The sequence below is a fragment of the Actinosynnema sp. NPDC050436 genome, from assembly GCF_040655415.1.
Taxonomy (GTDB): domain Bacteria; phylum Actinomycetota; class Actinomycetes; order Mycobacteriales; family Pseudonocardiaceae; genus Actinosynnema.
This window is the reverse complement of sequence record NZ_JBFAJV010000006.1, coordinates 135,191-152,479: the sequence shown is the minus strand read 5'-3', so window position 1 is coordinate 152,479 and position 17,289 is coordinate 135,191. Positions and strand designations below refer to the sequence as shown.

General features: G+C 73.4%; 19 protein-coding genes. 7 read left to right on the top strand and 12 right to left on the bottom strand.

Features of this window, described 5'->3' with window-relative positions; genetic code table 11:
* The first annotated feature begins 4 nt into the window (after positions 1–4).
* The 4 genes from meaB to AB0I60_RS17550 all read left to right on the top strand — a co-directional run bounded on the left by meaB (position 5) and on the right by AB0I60_RS17550 (position 3,993).
* Complete coding sequence (gene meaB, locus AB0I60_RS17565; RefSeq protein WP_360731027.1) at positions 5–1,018, top strand: methylmalonyl Co-A mutase-associated GTPase MeaB; 1,014 nt, start codon at positions 5–7, stop codon at positions 1,016–1,018.
* Between the two features lie 40 nt (positions 1,019–1,058).
* Positions 1,059–1,361, top strand: a complete 303-nt coding sequence (locus AB0I60_RS17560) for a hypothetical protein (protein WP_360731025.1) — start codon at positions 1,059–1,061, stop codon at positions 1,359–1,361.
* 215 nt (positions 1,362–1,576) lie between these two features.
* Positions 1,577–2,725: a M20 family metallopeptidase gene (locus AB0I60_RS17555; RefSeq protein ID WP_360731024.1), complete on the top strand. Its 1,149-nt coding sequence runs from the start codon at positions 1,577–1,579 to the stop codon at positions 2,723–2,725.
* Entirely contained in the window at positions 2,722–3,993 is a 1,272-nt protein-coding gene (locus tag AB0I60_RS17550; protein WP_360731022.1) for an amidohydrolase, read from the top strand. The genes AB0I60_RS17555 and AB0I60_RS17550 overlap by 4 nt, the downstream gene beginning before the upstream one ends.
* A gap of 137 nt (positions 3,994–4,130) precedes the next feature.
* Here the strand turns inward: AB0I60_RS17550 and AB0I60_RS17545 are convergent, their stop codons facing one another.
* Together AB0I60_RS17545 and AB0I60_RS17540 are read right to left on the bottom strand one after the other, a co-directional pair.
* Positions 4,131–4,256, bottom strand: coding sequence for a hypothetical protein (locus AB0I60_RS17545; RefSeq protein WP_360731020.1), 126 nt, complete (start codon positions 4,254–4,256; stop codon positions 4,131–4,133).
* 780 nt (positions 4,257–5,036) lie between these two features.
* Positions 5,037–6,773 (bottom strand): glycerol-3-phosphate dehydrogenase/oxidase, encoded by a 1,737-nt coding sequence (locus tag AB0I60_RS17540; RefSeq protein ID WP_360731019.1) that lies wholly within the window; start codon positions 6,771–6,773, stop codon positions 5,037–5,039.
* Between the two features lie 194 nt (positions 6,774–6,967).
* Between AB0I60_RS17540 and AB0I60_RS17535 the strand changes: the two genes are divergently transcribed.
* Positions 6,968–7,708 carry an MIP/aquaporin family protein gene (locus tag AB0I60_RS17535; RefSeq protein ID WP_360731017.1) on the top strand — a complete coding sequence of 247 codons (741 nt, stop codon included), beginning with the start codon at positions 6,968–6,970 and terminating at the stop codon, positions 7,706–7,708.
* A gap of 20 nt (positions 7,709–7,728) precedes the next feature.
* Complete coding sequence (glpK, locus tag AB0I60_RS17530) at positions 7,729–9,234, top strand: glycerol kinase GlpK (protein ID WP_360731015.1); 1,506 nt, start codon at positions 7,729–7,731, stop codon at positions 9,232–9,234.
* Positions 9,235–9,315: 81 nt separating this feature from the next.
* Here the strand turns inward: glpK and AB0I60_RS17525 are convergent, their stop codons facing one another.
* Positions 9,316–10,719 carry an NAD(P)H-quinone dehydrogenase gene (locus AB0I60_RS17525; RefSeq protein ID WP_360731014.1) on the bottom strand — a complete coding sequence of 468 codons (1,404 nt, stop codon included), beginning with the start codon at positions 10,717–10,719 and terminating at the stop codon, positions 9,316–9,318.
* Positions 10,720–10,836: 117 nt separating this feature from the next.
* On the opposite strand from AB0I60_RS17525, the gene AB0I60_RS17520 reads away from it, so the two are divergent.
* Positions 10,837–11,286 carry a gamma-glutamylcyclotransferase family protein gene (locus AB0I60_RS17520; RefSeq protein ID WP_360731013.1) on the top strand — a complete coding sequence of 150 codons (450 nt, stop codon included), beginning with the start codon at positions 10,837–10,839 and terminating at the stop codon, positions 11,284–11,286.
* 182 nt (positions 11,287–11,468) lie between these two features.
* Here AB0I60_RS17520 and AB0I60_RS17515 read toward each other — a convergent pair whose 3' ends face one another.
* The 9 genes from AB0I60_RS17515 to AB0I60_RS17475 all read right to left on the bottom strand — a co-directional run bounded on the left by AB0I60_RS17515 (position 11,469) and on the right by AB0I60_RS17475 (position 17,288).
* The gene (locus AB0I60_RS17515; RefSeq protein ID WP_360731011.1) at positions 11,469–12,386 is read right to left on the bottom strand and encodes a hypothetical protein; all 918 of its coding nucleotides are present in this window, start codon (positions 12,384–12,386) and stop codon (positions 11,469–11,471) included.
* Between the two features lie 18 nt (positions 12,387–12,404).
* The gene (locus tag AB0I60_RS17510; RefSeq protein WP_360731010.1) at positions 12,405–13,205 is read right to left on the bottom strand and encodes an ESX secretion-associated protein EspG; all 801 of its coding nucleotides are present in this window, start codon (positions 13,203–13,205) and stop codon (positions 12,405–12,407) included.
* On the bottom strand, positions 13,205–14,482 hold the full coding sequence (locus tag AB0I60_RS17505) for a PPE domain-containing protein (RefSeq protein WP_360731009.1): 1,278 nt from the start codon (positions 14,480–14,482) through the stop codon (positions 13,205–13,207). The genes AB0I60_RS17510 and AB0I60_RS17505 overlap by 1 nt, the downstream gene beginning before the upstream one ends.
* A gap of 28 nt (positions 14,483–14,510) precedes the next feature.
* Positions 14,511–14,771 (bottom strand): hypothetical protein, encoded by a 261-nt coding sequence (locus tag AB0I60_RS17500; RefSeq protein WP_360731007.1) that lies wholly within the window; start codon positions 14,769–14,771, stop codon positions 14,511–14,513.
* Between the two features lie 253 nt (positions 14,772–15,024).
* Entirely contained in the window at positions 15,025–15,609 is a 585-nt protein-coding gene (locus tag AB0I60_RS17495) for a DUF3558 domain-containing protein (protein ID WP_360731005.1), read from the bottom strand.
* Between the two features lie 6 nt (positions 15,610–15,615).
* Positions 15,616–16,056 (bottom strand): GNAT family N-acetyltransferase, encoded by a 441-nt coding sequence (locus AB0I60_RS17490; RefSeq protein ID WP_360731004.1) that lies wholly within the window; start codon positions 16,054–16,056, stop codon positions 15,616–15,618.
* An 11-nt stretch (positions 16,057–16,067) separates the two neighbouring features.
* Positions 16,068–16,313, bottom strand: a complete 246-nt coding sequence (locus AB0I60_RS17485) for a hypothetical protein (RefSeq protein ID WP_360731003.1) — start codon at positions 16,311–16,313, stop codon at positions 16,068–16,070.
* Positions 16,306–16,899, bottom strand: coding sequence for an HAD family hydrolase (locus AB0I60_RS17480; protein ID WP_360731001.1), 594 nt, complete (start codon positions 16,897–16,899; stop codon positions 16,306–16,308). Before AB0I60_RS17480 ends, AB0I60_RS17485 begins: the two co-directional genes overlap by 8 nt.
* Positions 16,896–17,288: a DUF1707 domain-containing protein gene (locus AB0I60_RS17475; RefSeq protein WP_360730999.1), complete on the bottom strand. Its 393-nt coding sequence runs from the start codon at positions 17,286–17,288 to the stop codon at positions 16,896–16,898. The genes AB0I60_RS17480 and AB0I60_RS17475 overlap by 4 nt, the downstream gene beginning before the upstream one ends.
* Position 17,289: the final 1 nt, after the last annotated feature.

Here is a 17,289-nt window from a genome sequence, read left to right as displayed (position 1 = left end):
CCGGGTGGCCGGGGTGGTCGACGTCCGCGCGTACGCCGAGGGCGTGCTCGCCGGGAACCGGGGCACGCTCGCGCGGGCCATCACGCTGGTCGAGTCGACCCGCGCGGACCACCGCCGGCTGGCCCAGGAGCTGTTGGTGGAGCTGCTGCCGCACGCGGGCGGCGCGCATCGGATCGGCGTCACCGGCGTGCCCGGCGTGGGCAAGTCGACGTTCATCGACGCGTTCGGCTCGATGCTCACCGGGCGGGGGCACCGGGTGGCCGTGCTGGCGGTCGACCCGTCGTCCACGCGGACCGGCGGCTCGATCCTCGGCGACAAGACCCGGATGGCCCGGCTCGCGGTGGACCCGGCGGCGTTCATCCGGCCCTCGCCCACCTCCGGCACGCTCGGCGGCGTGGCGAAGGCGACCCGGGAGACCGTGGTGCTGGTGGAGGCGGCCGGTTTCGACGTGGTGCTGGTGGAGACGGTCGGCGTCGGCCAGTCCGAGGTCGCCGTGGCGAACATGACGGATTGTTCACTCTTCCTCGCGCTCGCGCGCACCGGTGATCAGCTCCAGGGCATCAAGAAGGGCGTGCTGGAACTCGCCGACGTGATCGCGGTGAACAAGGCCGACGGCGCGCACGAGCAGGACGCGCGGAAGGCGGCCCGCGAGCTGGCGGGCGCGCTGCGCCTGTTGCGCCCGCCGGACGCGGTGTGGCACCCGCCGGTGCTCACGTGCAGCGGGCTCACCGGGGCCGGGCTGGAGACCGTGTGGGAGCAGGTGGAGTTGCACCGCACGGCCCTGCGGGATGCCGGTGAGCTGGCCGAACGGCGGCGGCGTCAGCAGGTCGAGTGGACCTGGGCCATGGTGCACGACCAGCTCCTGGGCGGCCTGCGCGCGGATCCGGCGGTCCGGGCGGTGGTCCCCGACCTGGAACGACAGGTCCGGGACGGCGAGCTGACCGCCACGCTGGCCGCAGAGCGCATCCTGGCGGCGTTCACGGGCCGTGAGGTCCATCCCGGTTTGAGTGACCACTGAGAGTGGTATCCGGTCTGGGCGATGGCTAGTCTTCGTAACCGTGACCAAGTGGCGATCCGTGCTCGTGGCGTGCCTCTTCGTGCTCGCCGGTGTGCTCACCGTGACCGGAGTGACGCAGGCCACTCCTTCCTCGCGCACCGGGCAGGTCGTCGCCGCCCAGACGGCTGAATCGGTTCCACCTGGGCCTGATGTCAACGCACCGCAGCAGACCGATCCGGGGATCGCCTCCGAGACGAAGAGAAAGTTGTGGATCGGTGGTATCGCGCTGGTGCTGTTCGCCCTCGTTTACTGGCGTAACAAGAAGCGCTGGGACAAGTGGCGGAAAGGTCGGAAATCCGGCTGACGGGGTCGTGGGGGCGGCCTGAATCCCAGTAGTTGGGATTCGAGTGTCGTTATATGGTCCTCCTGTAGGGGCTCCTGCGCGGTCTTGATCGGTCCGACCGAATCTCGCGCACCGCTCAGCGCAACCGCGCGACCGGCCGGCGGTTGATCAACGCGACGGGCGACGGAGCTACTGGGGCTGTTGCAGGATGGACGCAAATGGGTACCGACTTCCAGATGAGGACGCGCTCGGCCGTCGAGCGGTACTCGGACGTGCTGGTGGAGCTCTCGCACAGCATCCACGCCGAGCCCGAGCTCGCGTTCGAGGAACACCGCAGCGCGGCCAAGGTGGCGGACCTGCTGGCCGGCGAGGGCTTCGAGGTGGAGCGCGGCGTTGCCGACCTGGAGACGGCGTTCACCGCCTCCTACGGTTCGGGTGACCTCGTGCTCGGCCTGTGCGCCGAGTACGACGCGCTGCCCGAGGTCGGCCACGCCTGCGGGCACAACGTGATCGCCGCCGCCTCGGCCGGCGCGGCCCTCGCGCTGCGCGACGTCGCCGACGAGCTGGGCCTCACGGTCCGGGTCGTGGGCACGCCCGCCGAGGAGGTCGGCGGCGGCAAGGTGCTGATGCTCGAACGGGGCGTGTTCGACGACGTCTCGCTGTCCATGATGGTGCACCCCGCGCCGTACGAGGCGATCGCGGCGGGCTCGCTGGCGATCACCGACGTCGAGGTGCACTACACCGGCAAGCCCTCGCACGCCGCCGCCGCGCCGCACCTGGGGGTCAACGCGGCGGACGCCATCACCGTCGCCCAGGTCGCCATCGGCCTGGCCCGGCAGCACCTGGAGCCCGGCCAGATGGTCAGCGGGATCGTCACCCGGGGCGGCACCGTGCCCAACGTGGTGCCGGCCCGCACGACGGCCATGTTCGACCTGCGGGCCGAGGACCTCGAATCGCTGCACCGGCTGGAGGAGCGGATCAACCGCTGCTTCTCCGCCGGCGCCCTGGCCACCGGCTGCACGCACGAGGTCGTCAAGGTCTCGCCCGTCTACGCCGAGCTCACCCCCGACCCGTGGCTGGCCGACGCCTACCGGCGTGCCGCCACGGAACTCGGGCGCACGCCGCTGAGCCCCGCCGAGGAGCGGGGCCGGCGGATCGGCAGCACCGACATGGGCAACGTGACCCGTGCGCTGCCCGCCATCCACCCGACCATCGCCATCGACTGCGGAGACGCGGTGAACCACCAAATCGAGTTTGCGACCGCCTGTGCCTCGGCTTCGGCCGACCGGGCCGTGCTCGACGGAGCGCTCGCCCTTGCCTGGACAACCATCGCCGCCGCGCGTGACGACGCGCAGCGGGACCGGCTCGTGGGCGGTGCGGCGTGACGGTTCTCGACTCGCGTCCCGAGCTGCCGGGGGAGGAGGATCCCGAGGTGCTGTTGACCGAGCGCGGGGTCAGCATTGCCCCTGTGGACGATCCGGGTGAGGGGCGCGGCCCCTCCTGGCTGGACGAGTGGCTGGCCGCCAACGCCACCGAGGTGGTGGCGTGGCGGCGGCACCTGCACGCCCACCCGGAACTGTCCCGCCAGGAGCACAACACCACCGAGCTGCTCTGCGACGTGCTGCGCTCGGCCGGTCTCAAGCCCCGGGTGCTGCCCGGCGGCACGGGCCTGGTCTGCGACGTCGGCAGCGGCCCGAGGTGCGTCGCGCTGCGCGCGGACATCGACGCCCTGCCGATCACCGAGAACAGCGGCGTGCCGTTCGCGTCCACAGTGGACGGCGTGGCGCACGCGTGCGGGCACGACGCGCACACCACCGTCCTGTTGGGTGCGGCGCTCGCACTGGCCTCGGCCACCGAGCTGCCCGGCCGGGTGCGGCTGGTCTTCCAGCCCGCCGAGGAGGTCATGCCCGGCGGCGCGCTGGACGTGCTCGCGGCGGGCGGCCTGGACGGCGTCGAGCGGATCTTCGGCCTGCACTGCGACCCCCGCCTGCCGGTCGGCCGGATCGGCACCCGGATCGGGCCGATCACCTCGGCCAGCGACCTGCTGGAGCTGCGCCTGACCTCGCCCGGCGGCCACACCTCGCGGCCCCACCTCACGGCCGACCTGGTGCACGCCCTGGGCACGGTGATCACCGGCCTGCCGAGCCTGCTCTCCCGCCGGGTCGACCCCCGGTCGGGCACGGTTTTGGTGTGGGGCGCGGTGCACGCCGGCGAGGCCGCCAACGCGGTGCCGCAGGACGGCGTGCTGCGCGGCACGCTGCGCACCGGCGACCGCGACATCTGGGCCGAGCTGGAGCCGCTGATCAAGGAGCTGGTGGGCGCCCTGCTGGCACCGACCGGCGTGGGCTTCGACCTGCACCACCGACGCGGCGTGCCCCCCGTGGTCAACGACCGCGAGAGCACCGCGCTGCTGAGGGCGGGCATCGAAGCCGCACTGGGCGAAGACGCCCTGGCCGGCACGGAGCAGTCCTCCGGCGGCGAGGACTTCGGCTGGTACCTGGAGCACGTGCCGGGCTCGTTCGCCCGGCTGGGCGTGTGGGACGGCGTCGGCAAGCAGCGCGACCTGCACCAGCCGACCTTCGCCCTGGACGAGCGGGCGTTGCTGGTCGGCGTGCGGGTGATGGTCCACGCGGCCCTGGCGGCCCTGGCCTGATCAGTCCTGTTCTGGGGGTTGTTCCGAAGCACCGTCGACCTGCGTCTCCGCACGCGCGTCGACGGTGCTGTCCGGTGGCCGGTCTGGTGTCGAGGTGAGTTCACGGCGCGACCGCACGCTTCGCCTCCGCCCCGGCTTCAGCCGGTCCGCTGCTCGTGCTCGACCACCTCGCCGAGCGCGCCGTCGCGCCCCTCCTCGGCTTCTGGGCCGCCGGTTCTCCACGCCTGCGTATTTAGTCGGTCGCCGACTCGTCCGGCACGCAAACCGCGGTGCACGACGAACCTGCCGCTCTCCAGCCGACAACCCCCGCGTGCGCGGGGAGGGCCTCGATCGGTGGCTGTGTGATCCAGACAGCCCGGGATCACCCCCTCCATGTGCGGGGAAGACGCCCACAGCACCGTCAAGACCATCATGAAGCTAGGGCTACTCCCGCGTGCACGGGAAAGACGTGCTCAACAAGACCGGCGGCCGGGGCGCGTCCGGAACACCTCCGCGTGCGCGGGGGAGACTGATCGTGCAGGAACAGCCGCAGGTCGGCGAAGGGACCACCCCCGCGTGCGCGGAGAAGGCGCGCCCGCTGTGGCGGTGGCCGACGTGCGGGACGGACCACCCCCGCGTGTGCGGGGAAGACTCCGCCACCGACTGACCACGCGACGGCCGGGCGAGGACCACGCCCGCGTGCGGGGAAGACTCCATCGCCGCGCGCGGCGCTGCGGTGACCGCCGGGCCACCCCCGTGTGTGAGGGGAAGACACGTAGAGAGGGACGGCCCTGGCCGTGACCCCGGGATCACCCCCGCGTGCGCGGGGAAGACCGCCCAGGTGACGCCGGTCGTGCCGGGCACGCCGGATCACCCCCGCGTGCGCGGGGAAGACACTTCGTGAGCTGGGCGTCTACCCGTCAGTATCCACTTTTTGATTCGGTTCGACCCAGTCCCGGAACTCGCTCGCCGGACGCCGTGGAGCAGTCACCGCATGGCCACTGAACCGCCCCACGCCCCAGCCACGCAGGACCGCCCACAGAAGTCCTCCGCGACCGACCCCCTCAGCTCACCGGTTCGGTGATCTGTGGGCGGGCTTCCGGGGCGGCTGAGCGGACTGCGTCTGCTGCCTGGTCGTCCGGTTCCGTCTGGGAGGCGCGTTCGGCGTCCACCCGGGCCGTGTACACCTCCACCTCCCGGGCGATCCGGGCGTCGTCCCAGTGGTGCACGCGGGCCATCAGGCCGGCCACCGCCTCCGCGCAGTCCACGCCCCGGTGCGGGTACTCGATCGAGATCCGGGTGCGGCGGGTGAGCACGTCCTCCAAGTGCAGCGCGCCCTCGTGCGACGCCGCGTAGACGACCTCCACCTGGAGGTAGTCCGGCGCGTTCGGCACCGGCTTGAGCAGTTCCTGGTCGGCCGACGCCAGCACCTCGTGCACCAGCGAGCCGTACCGGTCCAGCAGGTGTCGCACGCGGTAGGGGTGCAGGCCGTAGCGGTGCGCCAACTGGTCCACCTGGTTGACCAGGGCGTGGTAGCCGTCCGCTCCCACCAGCGGCACCTTGTCGGTGATGGACGGCTGGATCCGGCCCGGCAGGTCGACCGACGCGGCGTCCACCGCGTCCGCTCCCATCACCCGGTAGGTGGTGTACTTGCCGCCGGCGATCGCCACCAGGCCCGGCGCGACGCGGGCCACCGCGTGCTCGCGGGACAGCTTCGAGGTCGACTCGCTCTCGCCCGCCAGCAGCGGGCGCAGGCCGGCGTAGACGCCTTCGATGTCCTCGTGCGTCAACGGGGTGGCCAGGACCGTGTTGACGTGGTCCAGCACGTAGTCGATGTCGTTCTTCGTGGCCGCCGGGTGCGCCAGGTCCAGGTTCCAATCGGTGTCCGTGGTTCCCACGATCCAGTGATTCCGCCACGGGATCACGAACAGCACCGACTTCTCCGTGCGCAGGATCATCCCCGACTCGGAGACGATCCGGTCCCGGGGCACCACGATGTGCACGCCCTTGCTGGCCCGCACCCGGAAGCGGCCCCGGCTGCCGGACAGGCGTTGCAGCTCGTCGGTCCAGACGCCGGTCGCGTTGATCACCGCGTGCGCGTGGACGTCGGTCTCCCGGCCGTCCTCGACGTCGCGGACGCGGACGCCCGACACCCGGTCCGCCTCGTGCAGGAACGCCACGACCTGCGTGGACATCCGCACGACCGCGCCGTAGTGCGCGGCGGTGCGGCCCACCATCATGGTGTGCCGGGCGTCGTCGGCCTGGGCGTCGTAGTACCGGATGCCGCCGATCAGGGCGTCCCGCTTGAGCGCCGGGACCATCCGCAGCGCCGCCGCGCGGGTGAGGTGCTTCTGCCCCGGCACGGACCGCGCGCCGCCCATGGTGTCGTAGAGCAGCAGGCCCGCCGCCGTGTACGGGCGCTCCCAGATCCGGTGGGTCAGCGGGTAGAGGAAGCTCACCGGTTTCACCAGATGGGGTGCAATTCTGGTGAGCATCAGCTCGCGTTCCCGCAGCGCTTCGCGGACCAGGCCGAACTCCAGCTGCTCCAGGTACCGCAACCCGCCGTGGAAGAGCTTGGACGACCGGCTGGACGTGCCGGAGGCCAGGTCACGGGCCTCGACCAGGGCGACTCTCAGGCCCCGGGTGGCCGCGTCGAGCGCCGCGCCGACGCCGACCACGCCCCCGCCGACGACGACCAGGTCGAAGGTCTCCGACCCGAGCCGCTCCCAGTTCCTCTCGCGGTCTCCCGGCCCCAGGCGGCCGGGGGTGGCGGGTGCTGCCGGCGGCTTGCGCGTGGCCACTGTTCAACGCCTCCCTGATACTGGCTCGGGGTCCGACCAGGACTGACTCGACCACGTTACCCGCCGGTACGCCACCGTGGACAACCGATCACCACCGGAACTAGCGTCACCACTCGTAGTCGGGCGGGCAGCGCCGCCGAACCCCGGGCACCGCGCCGCCCCCTGCCACAGGCACAAGGCAAGGAGGTCGGCGGATGGGCAATGGCTCGATCTTCGTGTGGGAAACCCTCGGCACCGCGATCCTGATCCTGCTCGGCGCGGGTGTCGTCGCCAACGTCGTTCTGAAGAAGACCACCGGCAACGGCGGCGGCTGGCTGTTGATCAACTTCGGCTGGGGTCTCGCGGTCTTCGCGGGTGCCAGCGTGGCCGCACCCAGCGGCGCACACCTCAACCCGGCGGTGACCCTCGGGCTCGCCGTGGCCGGCAAGGTCGAGTGGGGCACGGTGCCGTTCTACGTCGCCGGGCAGTTCCTCGGCGCGTTCCTCGGCGCGGTGCTCGCCTGGTTGACCTACAAGGTGCAGTTCGACACCCACGACGACCCGCGCAACACGCGCGGCATCTTCTGCACGGCCCCGACCGTCCCCGCACGCGGTTGGAACCTCGTCACCGAGATCATCGGCACGTTCGTGCTGGTCGCCTGGGTCCTGCTGAGCCCCGGCGCGAAGGTGGCGCAGGACGGCGTCCCGCAGTTCGGCAACTCCGCGCTGGGCTACGCGGGCGTCGCGTTCGTCGTGATCGGCATCGGCGCCTCGCTCGGCGGGCCGACCGGGTACGCGATCAACCCCGCGCGCGACCTCGCGCCGCGCATCGCCTACGCCGTCCTGCCGATCCGGGACAAGGGCAGCGCCGAGTGGGGCTACTCGTGGGTCCCGGTGGCGGGCCCGCTGATCGGCGGCCTGCTCGCGGCGCTGCTGTACCTGGCCCTCCCGGTCTGACCGCACGGAAAGGACGCAGCATGACGAAGTACGTGGCCGCGCTCGACCAGGGCACCACGTCGACCCGGTGCATGGTGTTCGACCACTCGGGGCGGGTGGTCGCCGTCGACCAGACCGAGCACCGGCAGATCTTCCCCAAGGCCGGGTGGGTGGAGCACGACCCGGCCGAGGTGTGGACCAACGCCCGGCAGGTGGCGGCGGGCGCGCTGGCCAAGGCGGACCTGACCATCGCCGACATCGCCGCCGTCGGCATCACCAACCAGCGCGAGACCACCGTGGTGTGGGACCGCACCACCGGCAAGCCGGTCTACAACGCGATCGTCTGGCAGGACACCCGCACCGACCGGATCTGCCAGGAGCTGGCCGGCCTGGGCGGCGGCCAGGAGCGGTACCGGGCCCGGACCGGCCTGCCGCTGGCCACCTACTTCTCCGGGCCGAAGATCCGCTGGGTGCTGGACAACGTCGACGGCGCGCGGGCCAGGGCCGAGGCCGGCGACCTGCTGTTCGGCAACATGGACAGCTGGGTGCTGTGGAACATGACCGGCGGCGTCGAGGGCGGCGTGCACGTCACCGACCCGACGAACGCCTCGCGCACCCTGCTGATGGACCTCGACACGCTGGCCTGGGACGAGGAGATCGCCGCCGACATGGGCGTGCCGCTGTCCATGCTCCCGGAGATCAAGAGCTCGTCCGAGGTGTACGGGCACGTCCGCGAGCGCGGCGCGCTGGCCGGGGTGCCGATCTCGGGCATCCTGGGCGACCAGCAGGCCGCCACGTTCGGGCAGGCGTGCCTGTCGCCGGGCGAGGCCAAGAACACCTACGGCACCGGCAACTTCGTGCTGCTCAACACCGGCACGGAAAAGGTCATGAGCGAGAACGGCCTGCTCACGACGGTGTGCTACCAGATCGGCTCGGCGGCCCCGGTGTACGCGCTGGAGGGCTCGATCGCGGTGACCGGCTCGCTGGTGCAGTGGCTGCGCGACAACCTCGGCCTGATCGGCACCGCCGCCGAGGTCGAGCAGCACGCGCGCTCGGTCGAGGACAACGGCGGCGCGTACTTCGTGCCCGCGTTCTCGGGCCTGTTCGCGCCCTACTGGCGCTCCGACGCGCGCGGCGCGATCGTCGGCCTGACCCGGTTCGTCGGGAAGGGCCACCTGTGCCGGGCGGTGCTGGAGGCGACCGCGTTCCAGAGCCGAGAGGTGATCGAGGCGATGAACGCCGACTCCGGGGTGGCGCTGACCTCGCTGAAGGTCGACGGCGGCATGGTCGTCAACGAGCTGCTGATGCAGTTCCAAGCCGACATCCTCGGCGTCCCGGTGATCCGGCCGGTGGTAAACGAGACCACCGCGCTGGGCGCGGCGTACGCGGCGGGGCTCGCGGTCGGGTTCTGGGAGTCGGAGGACGACATCCGGCAGAACTGGGCACAGGACAAGCAGTGGGAGCCGTCGATGGACGACGACACCCGCGAACGTGAGTACAAGTCCTGGAAGAAGGCCGTGACCAGGACCTTCGACTGGGTGGAGTGACGGTCGAGCACGACGGCCGGGCGGGCCGGCACCCCGACCGGCACGCCCGGCCCGGGGTCCCGCTCGCCCGGGTCGGGCCGGTCAGTCCAGGTCGTCGTGGCGCATGAGCTGCCGGCCGGCCTCGGTGATCGAGCCGGTCAGCGACGGGTAGACGGAGAACGTCGTCGCCAGGTCCTCGACGGTGAGCTGGTTCTGCACGGCGAGCGCGATCGGCAGGATCAGTTCGCTGGCGTTCGGCGCGACCACGACGCCGCCGATCACCACACCCGTCGCCGGGCGGCAGAACAGCTTCACGAAACCCCGGCGCAGGCCCTCCATCTTGGCCCGGGGGTTGGTGGCCAGCGGCAGCATGACCGTGCGCGCGGGTACCTCGCCCGAGTCGATCGCCTGCTGGCTGATGCCGACCGACGCGATCTCCGGGTTGGTGAACACGTTCGCCGCGACCGTCTTGAGCTTGATCGGGCTGACGCCCTCGCCCAGCGCGTGCCACATGGCGATCCGGCCCTGCATGGCGGCGACGCTGGCCAGCAGCAGCACGCCCGTGCAGTCGCCCGCCGCGTACACGCCGGGGACCGTCGTGCGCGACACCCGGTCCACCGCGATGTACCCGCCGCGACCGGGCTCGACGCCGATCTTGTCCAGGCCGAGGTCGGTGGTGTTGGGCACCGAGCCGACCGTCATCAGGGCGTGGCTCGCCTCGATCGTGCGACCGTCCTCCAGGTGAATCAGGACGCCGTCGCCGACGTTCTCCACCCGGTCCGCGCGGGCGTGCTTGACCACGGCCGTGCCGCGCTCGGCGAACACGTCCTCCAGCACGGCGGCGGCGTCGGCGTCCTCGTGCGGGAGCACGCGGTCCCGGCTGGACACCATGGTCACCTTGACGCCCAGCTCGGTGTAGGCCGAGGCGAACTCGACGCCCGTCACGCCCGAGCCGATCACGGCCAGGTGCTCGGGCAGCTCGGGCAGGTCGTAGATCTGCCGCCAGGTCAGCACGCGCTTGCCGTCGGGCTCCGCGCCGGGCAGCACGCGCGGGGTCGCGCCGGTCGCGATGAGCACCACGTCGGCCGGCAGCACCTCGGGCTCGCCCTCGCCGGTGATCGCCACCACCCGGTGCTGGGCCAGGCCGCGCTCGTCGTCGCAGAACTTCGCGGTGCCGGTGATGATCCGCACGCCCTCGCGCTGGAGCCGCGCGCGGACGTCGGCGGACTGCGCGAGCGCGAGGCCCTTGACCCGCCCGTGCACGACCGGCAGTTCGACGGCGGCGGTCGTGTCGTCGGTGCGGATGCCCAGCTCACCGGCGTTGCGGAAGGCGCTGCGGCCACCGGCCGAGGCGATGAAGGTCTTCGACGGGACGCAGTCGTAGAGCACGCACGCGCCGCCCAGGCCGTCCGCCTCGACGATGGTCACGTCGGCCCCGTGCTGGGCCGCGACCAGCGCCGCTTCGTAACCTGCGGGACCACCGCCCATGATGACGATGCGGGTCACGACAAGTCCTCCTCGCGTACGGCTGCGGCCGGGACAACCGTACGCGGTCGGGTTGCGGGGCGTGTCGTCCGGTCTTCCGGTCTCTCCAGGTGATCGCGGGGTCGCTAGGCTGTCGTCGTGCCGCTCTATGCCGCGTACGGGTCCAACATGGATCCGAACCAGATGATGGAGCGAGCCCCGTACTCCCCGATGGCGGGGACCGGGTGGCTCGCCGGCTGGCGACTGACGTTCGGTGGCGAGGACCTCGGCTGGGAGGGCGCGCTCGCCACGATCGTGGAGGACCCGGGCTCCCAGACCTTCGCCGTCCTGTACGACGTGAGCCCGCGCGACGAATCCCGCCTGGACCGGTGGGAGGGTGCGCTCGGCCTGTACAAGAAGATCCGGTTGCGGGTGCAGACCCTGGAGGGGTCGGTGACCGCCTGGCTGTACGTGCTCGACGCCTACGAGGGCGGCCTGCCCTCGGCCCGCTACATCGGGGTCGTGGCGGACGCGGCGGAGGCGGCCGGCGCACCGGACGACTACGTGGCCGACCTGCGCACCCGACCCTGCCAGGGCATCGGCCCCTGACCCCACCCGCTCCTGACCCCACCCGCCCCTGGTCCCGCCGCCTCGGCGGGATCCCGTGCCAGGTGGCGGTTCGTCCACGGTGCCGGGTCCGGTGGCGGTGCGGCGGCTCCTCCTGGGTGCCGGATGGCGTGCGGGAGGTCGGTGCCGACCCCGTGTGTCGGGGTCGCGGGGCCGGCACCGGGTCAGGGCCGGCCCAGGCCGGGTGCCCCCGGTCGCAGCGCGGCGTGCAGCCGTCTGGTCAGACGCGACACCAGGGGCGCCGGGTTCCGCAGGTCCGCCGGTCCGGCCCGCAGCAGCGTCCAGCCTCCGGCAGCCCGGCACCCGCTCACCCCGGGGTCGGACGCGTGCGCCCGAGCCGGCTCGTCGCACGGGGGAGTGGGGCGGAGGGCGTGCGCGGGTGCGTAGTCCAGGGCCAGCCTGGCGGCCGGCCAGGCGAAGTCGGCTGAGCGCAGGCCCGCCCCGTCCGGCACCGGGTGGTGCTGGGCCGGGGTCGGCAGGCCCGCGTCGACCAGGGTGAGCAGCAGGCGGCTCCGGCACGGTGACTTGCCCGTCGCCAGCGCCAGCAGCTCCAACGCCCGGCGGGTGCCGCGCGGGTCGGCGCGGTCGGCGACCGCCGCCGTGACGGCGGCCCGCAACCGCACGCGCCCGGCCGGCGGCAGACCGCCCAGCACCTCGTCCGCGCAGGCCAGGGCCACGTACCGGTCGCCCCGGCAGAGCACGTCGCACAGCGCGCCCGCCACCGGCCGGCAGCGCAGGCCGGTCACCTCGCACACCTCGCCCACCCGGCCCCGGTGCACCCGCACCCCGGCGAGCCGCCCGGCTCCGGCCCAGTACGGGACCTGCACGTGCAGCGCCCCGCCGAGGGCGGCCGTGCACCCGTGCAGCACCAGCGCCGTCTCCCGCGCCAGCACGGCGTGCGGCCCGGCGGCGAGCAGCGCCGCCGCGCACCGGGCCCGGAAGTCCGGGGCGCGCTCCCGGGCCGGCAGGTCGTAGCGACCCCCGACGGGGGTGCGAGAGGTCGGGGCCCGGTCCTCGACGGCGGAGCGGGTTCCGTGCGGTCCAGCGGGTGGTGGGTTCACGACCAACCGAGCGACGAGCACCCGGCGGCCGTACCCGGTTCACCCGGTCGAGGGAAGCAGGTCGGTCAGGTGCTGCACCAGCCGGCGCGGGTCCGTCGGGGACACCGTGCTCCACGGCTGCTGACCCGGCGTCGCCCGCCGCAACTGCACGTACCGGCCGTGCGGGTTGTCGAAGAACGCCACCACGTGCTCCGGCCGCACCCGCTTGCCCCACTTGTCGCGCACCGCCGCGCCGAACTGGCCCCGGTTGCCCGCGTCGAGGAACATCTCGGCCAGCGCCTTCGCGTCCTCCTGCCGCACGCCGCGCGCCCGCAGCGCCGCCTCCAGCCGGTCCGGGGTGCCCGCCGCCGCAGCCGCCGCGTCCAGGTCCGCGCTCGGCAGCGTCACCGAGTGCCCCGGACCGGGCGGCGCGGCGGGCAGCACGCCCAGCGCCTCGCGCGGCAGGCCCTCGCTGGACGCCGGGCGCAGCGTGAGCCGGTCCCCGTCCAGCACCGCCAGCACCGCCGACTGGCCCTTCGCCGCCGCCAGCACCCGCACGCTGCGGCCCAGCCACAGCCTGCCGTCGACCTCCTGCTGGGGCCGGTTCAGCAGGTGCAGGAGGTCCTCCAGCATCGGGTCCAGCGACACCGGGCGGCCCAGGCCGCGCCGGTCCAGCGACGCCCACGCGGCGCGCTCCAGCTCCGCCCGCTCCGCGTGCGTCCTGCCGGGTGAGGGGACCTTGAGCACCAGCGGCATCGTCTCCAGGCGCAGGTGCTCCCAGAGCACGTCGAACTCCAGCGCGGAGATCGTCACCGGTTCCCGCAGGTCGTTGGTGCCCAGGTCCAGTCCGAACGTCGTCATCAGCGGGTGGTGCTCTCCCCGATCACCGGTGGCGAGATGGTCCCGCCGATGCCGTAGATGTCGTCGGTCTCGCGCAGGTAGTCGGCGCCGTCGTGCTCGCCGTCCTCCTCCTCGTCGGCCCGCGCGCCGCCCAGCCCGCCGAACGGGTCGAACGCCTGCTGCTGCGGCACGGGGACGCCGACCGTCCGCTTGTGGACGGTGTCGCCGCCGCCCTGCTGGCCCGCGCCGGGCAGGCCGCCCGCGTGGGGACCGGGTGAGGCGGTGGCGTGCTGGGCGTTGGCCGCCGCGATCGCGCCGAACTCCGCCGAGCTGGCCGACGTGATGCCGCTGCCGCGCCCCAGCGCGGGGTCGGCGAAGCCGTTGCCGCCGGCACCGCCGCCGCCCTGGTGCTGCTCGGCGGTCGTGGTGTCGGTGGGCTTGCGGTCGCGGTCCTGCCGACCGCCGCCGCCGATCACGCCGCCCGGACCGAAGGTCGGGTGCGGGGGACCGCTGGGCACGCTGTTCGCGGGCCTGGTGCCGGCCCCGGTGGTGGTCGGGTGCGTGGCGGCCGGCGCGGTCGACGTGCCGGTGGTGCCGCCGTGCCGGTCGACGGGCCTGGGCGGCTGCTGCGGCGCCCACCCGCCGCGTCCGCCACCGCGCCCGCCGCCCCGGCCGCCCCACCCGCGCCCGCCGCGCGGGCCGCCGTGGAAGCCGGCGGGGCCGCCGACGCCCGCGCTGTCGTTGCGCACCACGTCCGGTGCGGTGATGACGAGCTGCGGGGGCTGGTGGAACTGGCCCAGCGTGGTCACGTTCGACGTGGTGGACGACGCGTAGGTGGTCATCACCTCGCGGGCCCGCTGCTCGGCCGCGTTGTGCGCGCGTTCCTGCTTCTCGTAGTCGGTCTGGCCACCCACGAGGTGGGTCAGGCCGGTCAGCAGCGCGCCCGGGTCCTCGGCGGTCACCTTGACCGGCGGCGGCATGTCCGCGCGGGCCTTGGCGATGTAGTCGGCTTGGAGCTCGGCGGACGTGCGCATGACCTCCGCGCCGGCGCGGGCGTCGTCCGCCCACGCGGCCAGCGGGTTCATCCCCGACCGGGCCTGGTCGGCGGCGGCGCCCTCCCAGCTCGCACCGGAGCGCAGCACGCCGGCGTGCAGCTCGGAGTTGATCTCGGCCAGCGCGGCCGACACGCCCTCCCAGCGCTCCACCGAGGCGTGCGAGGCGGTCGGCCCCGGCCCGGCGTTGATCTTCCGGTAGAGCTCCTCGTGGCTGTAGCCGTTCCAGCGGTGTCCATCGGGCATGACGATTCCCCTTGCCTGCGGCGTGCGCTCAGCAGCCGCCTTGCTGCTCCATCAACCCGGTGTTGTCGTCTTCGATGGACCGGTACTGCCGTTCGACCAGCGTGAGCGCGTCCATCGCGCCCTTGAGCTGCCGCTGGTAGTCGCGCAGCGCGCTCAGCGCCGAGTCGCCGGACTCCAGCGAGCGGTCGTTGAACCGCTCGGCCGCGTCCGCGCTGACCGGGTCGCCCGCCCAGGGCCGGACCCTGACCTCGGTGATGGCCAGCTCGATCTGCTGGTCCAGCTTCGTCAACGCGCCTGCGAACGCGCTGCGGAGGCTGGGTATGGCACTGGGTTCCACGTTCAAGGTGTGCGACACCGGCGGTGTGCCGCCCGTGTCCGCGCCACGGCCGCGGTCTTCCGACGGCATGGACGACCTCCCCGTCTGCCTCTGTCGTCTGCCTCGGTTCGACTCCCGGCCGCGCCGGCGGGTTCCCTCGGCACGGTCACTTTAGCCACACGGTCCGACAGCGGGGAGTAGGTGGAACGCATCTCCCCCGCGCGGGTCAGCCCCGTTGCAGCAACGCGGCGACCGCCGCCTCCGCCGCGCGCTGGGCGCCCTGGCAGAGGACGTCCTGCTTCACCTGTGGTTTGTTGCCGCCGTCGCGGAACATCACGTCCAGGAACTGGCCGCGCGCCACGTCCACCTCCACGGTGCACGCGTCCTCGATCCCCGGCGTGCGCACGGTGAGCGCAGGGAAGCCGGACACCGTCGTCGGCCGGGCGTCGACCTGCGCGTTCTCGCTCAGCCACACCTCGACGCCCTCGACCGTGACCAGCGCCAGCCGCAGCACGTTGCCGCTGATGCCGCTGCGGATGGTGCACGCCTTCGCGTTGCCGAAGCTCGCCTCCAGGTAGCCGCTGGGCGGCTGGTCCAGGCTGAGCTGGGCCCGCTGATCGGCGGAGAGCACGGCGCACGGGTCCAGGCCGTCGAGCGGGACCTCCCGGGGCCGGGGCGGCAGCGAGATCTCCGGCGTCGTCGTCACGCTGAGTGGTTCGTCGACCCGGCCGTCGGCCTTCCGGTCGGGCAGGGGCGTGCACGCGACGAGCGCCGACGCGGTGAGCGCGACGATCAAGCGAGCAGCCCTCATGAGCACCTACCGTAGCCGTGTCCACACTTCATGTGGACCCCTGGACTCGAACCCGCAGGCGCGGGCCAGTCGTTCACCCGCCTCGTCGGAGGGGGTGGTGGTGACGCGCTCCAGCTCCAGGAAGCCGAACCCGAACCCGGCCACGGCCAGCACCGCGCACGTCCCGACGCCCTTGCGGCGCTGCTCCGGCGTGATCCAGCAGGACAGCTCGCCGGACGCGGAGATCGACACCTCGCCGATCGCGGTGTTGGACAGCTGCTCGCACACCGCCCACGAGCAGGACTCGTCGCGCTCCCACCGCCGCCGCTGCTCGGCCACGTGCGCGCCGGCCGCGTCGAGGTGGTCGAACCGGCCGCCCGCGCGCAGCGCGACCCGGTCGTCGATCCGGTCGTCCACCCGCAGTTCGCGCAGGTAGAACTCGCCCGCGTTGATCTCGACCGGCTCCATGGCCGGCGAGACTAGTCCGTCACGAACCCGTCGTGCCGTTCGACCAGCGCTTCGAGTTCGGCCCTCCGCCCGTGCGCGGGGGTGCCGTCGGGCGCGGCGGTCACCTCGACCACCCAGTCCGCGTCCTCGGCGTCGTCCTCGCCGGCCAGCAGGTCCTTGTGCACCGCGCACGGCGTCCAGCCCGCGCCGCGCAGGTCGCGGGCGAGCTGCTCGGCCTCGTCCCGGTCGTGCAGGACGAGCAGCAGGAAGTCAGCCACCGAGCAGTCCCCGCCCGGCCAGGGCCGCGCGCAGCGAGCGGGTGTCCGGCGTGTGCACGCCGTCGATGCCGGCCGCGACCGCCCCGGCGGCGTTGGCCGCGCTGTCGTCGCAGAACACCGTTTCGGCGGCCGTCGCGCCGAGCCGGGCCAGGGCCCCGTGGAACGCGGCGGGGTCCGGCTTGGCCGCGCCCAGCTCCGCCGACGTGACCACGTCGTCCAGCTCCCGGTCCAACCCGAGCGCGCGCAGGTCGGCGGGCAGGCGGTCGGTGGCGTTGCTGAACACCGCCACCCGGTGCCGCCGGCGCACCACCCGGACCAGGTCCAGCGCCTCCGGGACGACCTCGCCGAGCCGGCTCCACGCGTCCACCGCGCCCTGCGCGACGACGGGCCCGACGTCCTCGGCGAGCCGGTCGCGCACCGAGGCCCGCCACCCGGCGTCCGGCTGCTCGCCCACCAGCGCGGGACCGACCAGGGAGAACGCGAGCGGGCCGAGCGAACCCCGGGGCAGGCCCCAGGCGTCCTCGACCGGCCAGTCGGGGCCGAACGAGCGCAGCACGCCGTCCAGGTCGAGCAGCAGCAGCGTCACCGCCGGCCGCCCAGCCGGCCGACCAGCAGCGCCACCAGCGGCACCAGCAGGAAGATGAACGGGCTGCGCACCCCGAGGACGAACACCGCCACGCACGCGATGCCCACGGCGGGCACGACCGCGTTGACCAGCCGCTGGTCCAGGCCGAACGCGCCGCGCGGCGCGGGGGTGGCCGAGGGCAGCGGGGCGACCTGGGCGAACACCGGGTGCGGTGCCGGCAGGTCGCCGAACAGCGCGAGCAGTTCGGCGCGGGTCCTCGCCGCCGTCACCCGGGCCGACCGGTCGCCGTACTCGTCCACGTCCAGCCGGCCCTCGCCGAGGTGCTCGCCGAGCAGCCGCAGCGCCTGTTCGCGGTCCGCGTCACCGATCCGGATGTCCCGTTCGCCCACG

Excerpts from the sequence above, each read along its gene's own strand:
- AB0I60_RS17555 (WP_360731024.1), top strand. The coding sequence starts at position 1,577 with ATGAGGACGCGCTCGGCCGTCGAGCGGTACTCGGACGTGCTGGTGGAG.
- AB0I60_RS17535 (WP_360731017.1), top strand. The coding sequence starts at position 6,968 with ATGGGCAATGGCTCGATCTTCGTGTGGGAAACCCTCGGCACCGCGATC.
- glpK (WP_360731015.1), top strand. The coding sequence starts at position 7,729 with ATGACGAAGTACGTGGCCGCGCTCGACCAGGGCACCACGTCGACCCGG.
- AB0I60_RS17510 (WP_360731010.1), bottom strand. The coding sequence starts at position 13,205 with ATGACGACGTTCGGACTGGACCTGGGCACCAACGACCTGCGGGAACCG.
- AB0I60_RS17505 (WP_360731009.1), bottom strand. The coding sequence starts at position 14,482 with ATGCCCGATGGACACCGCTGGAACGGCTACAGCCACGAGGAGCTCTAC.
- AB0I60_RS17495 (WP_360731005.1), bottom strand. The coding sequence starts at position 15,609 with ATGAGGGCTGCTCGCTTGATCGTCGCGCTCACCGCGTCGGCGCTCGTC.
- AB0I60_RS17490 (WP_360731004.1), bottom strand. The coding sequence starts at position 16,056 with ATGGAGCCGGTCGAGATCAACGCGGGCGAGTTCTACCTGCGCGAACTG.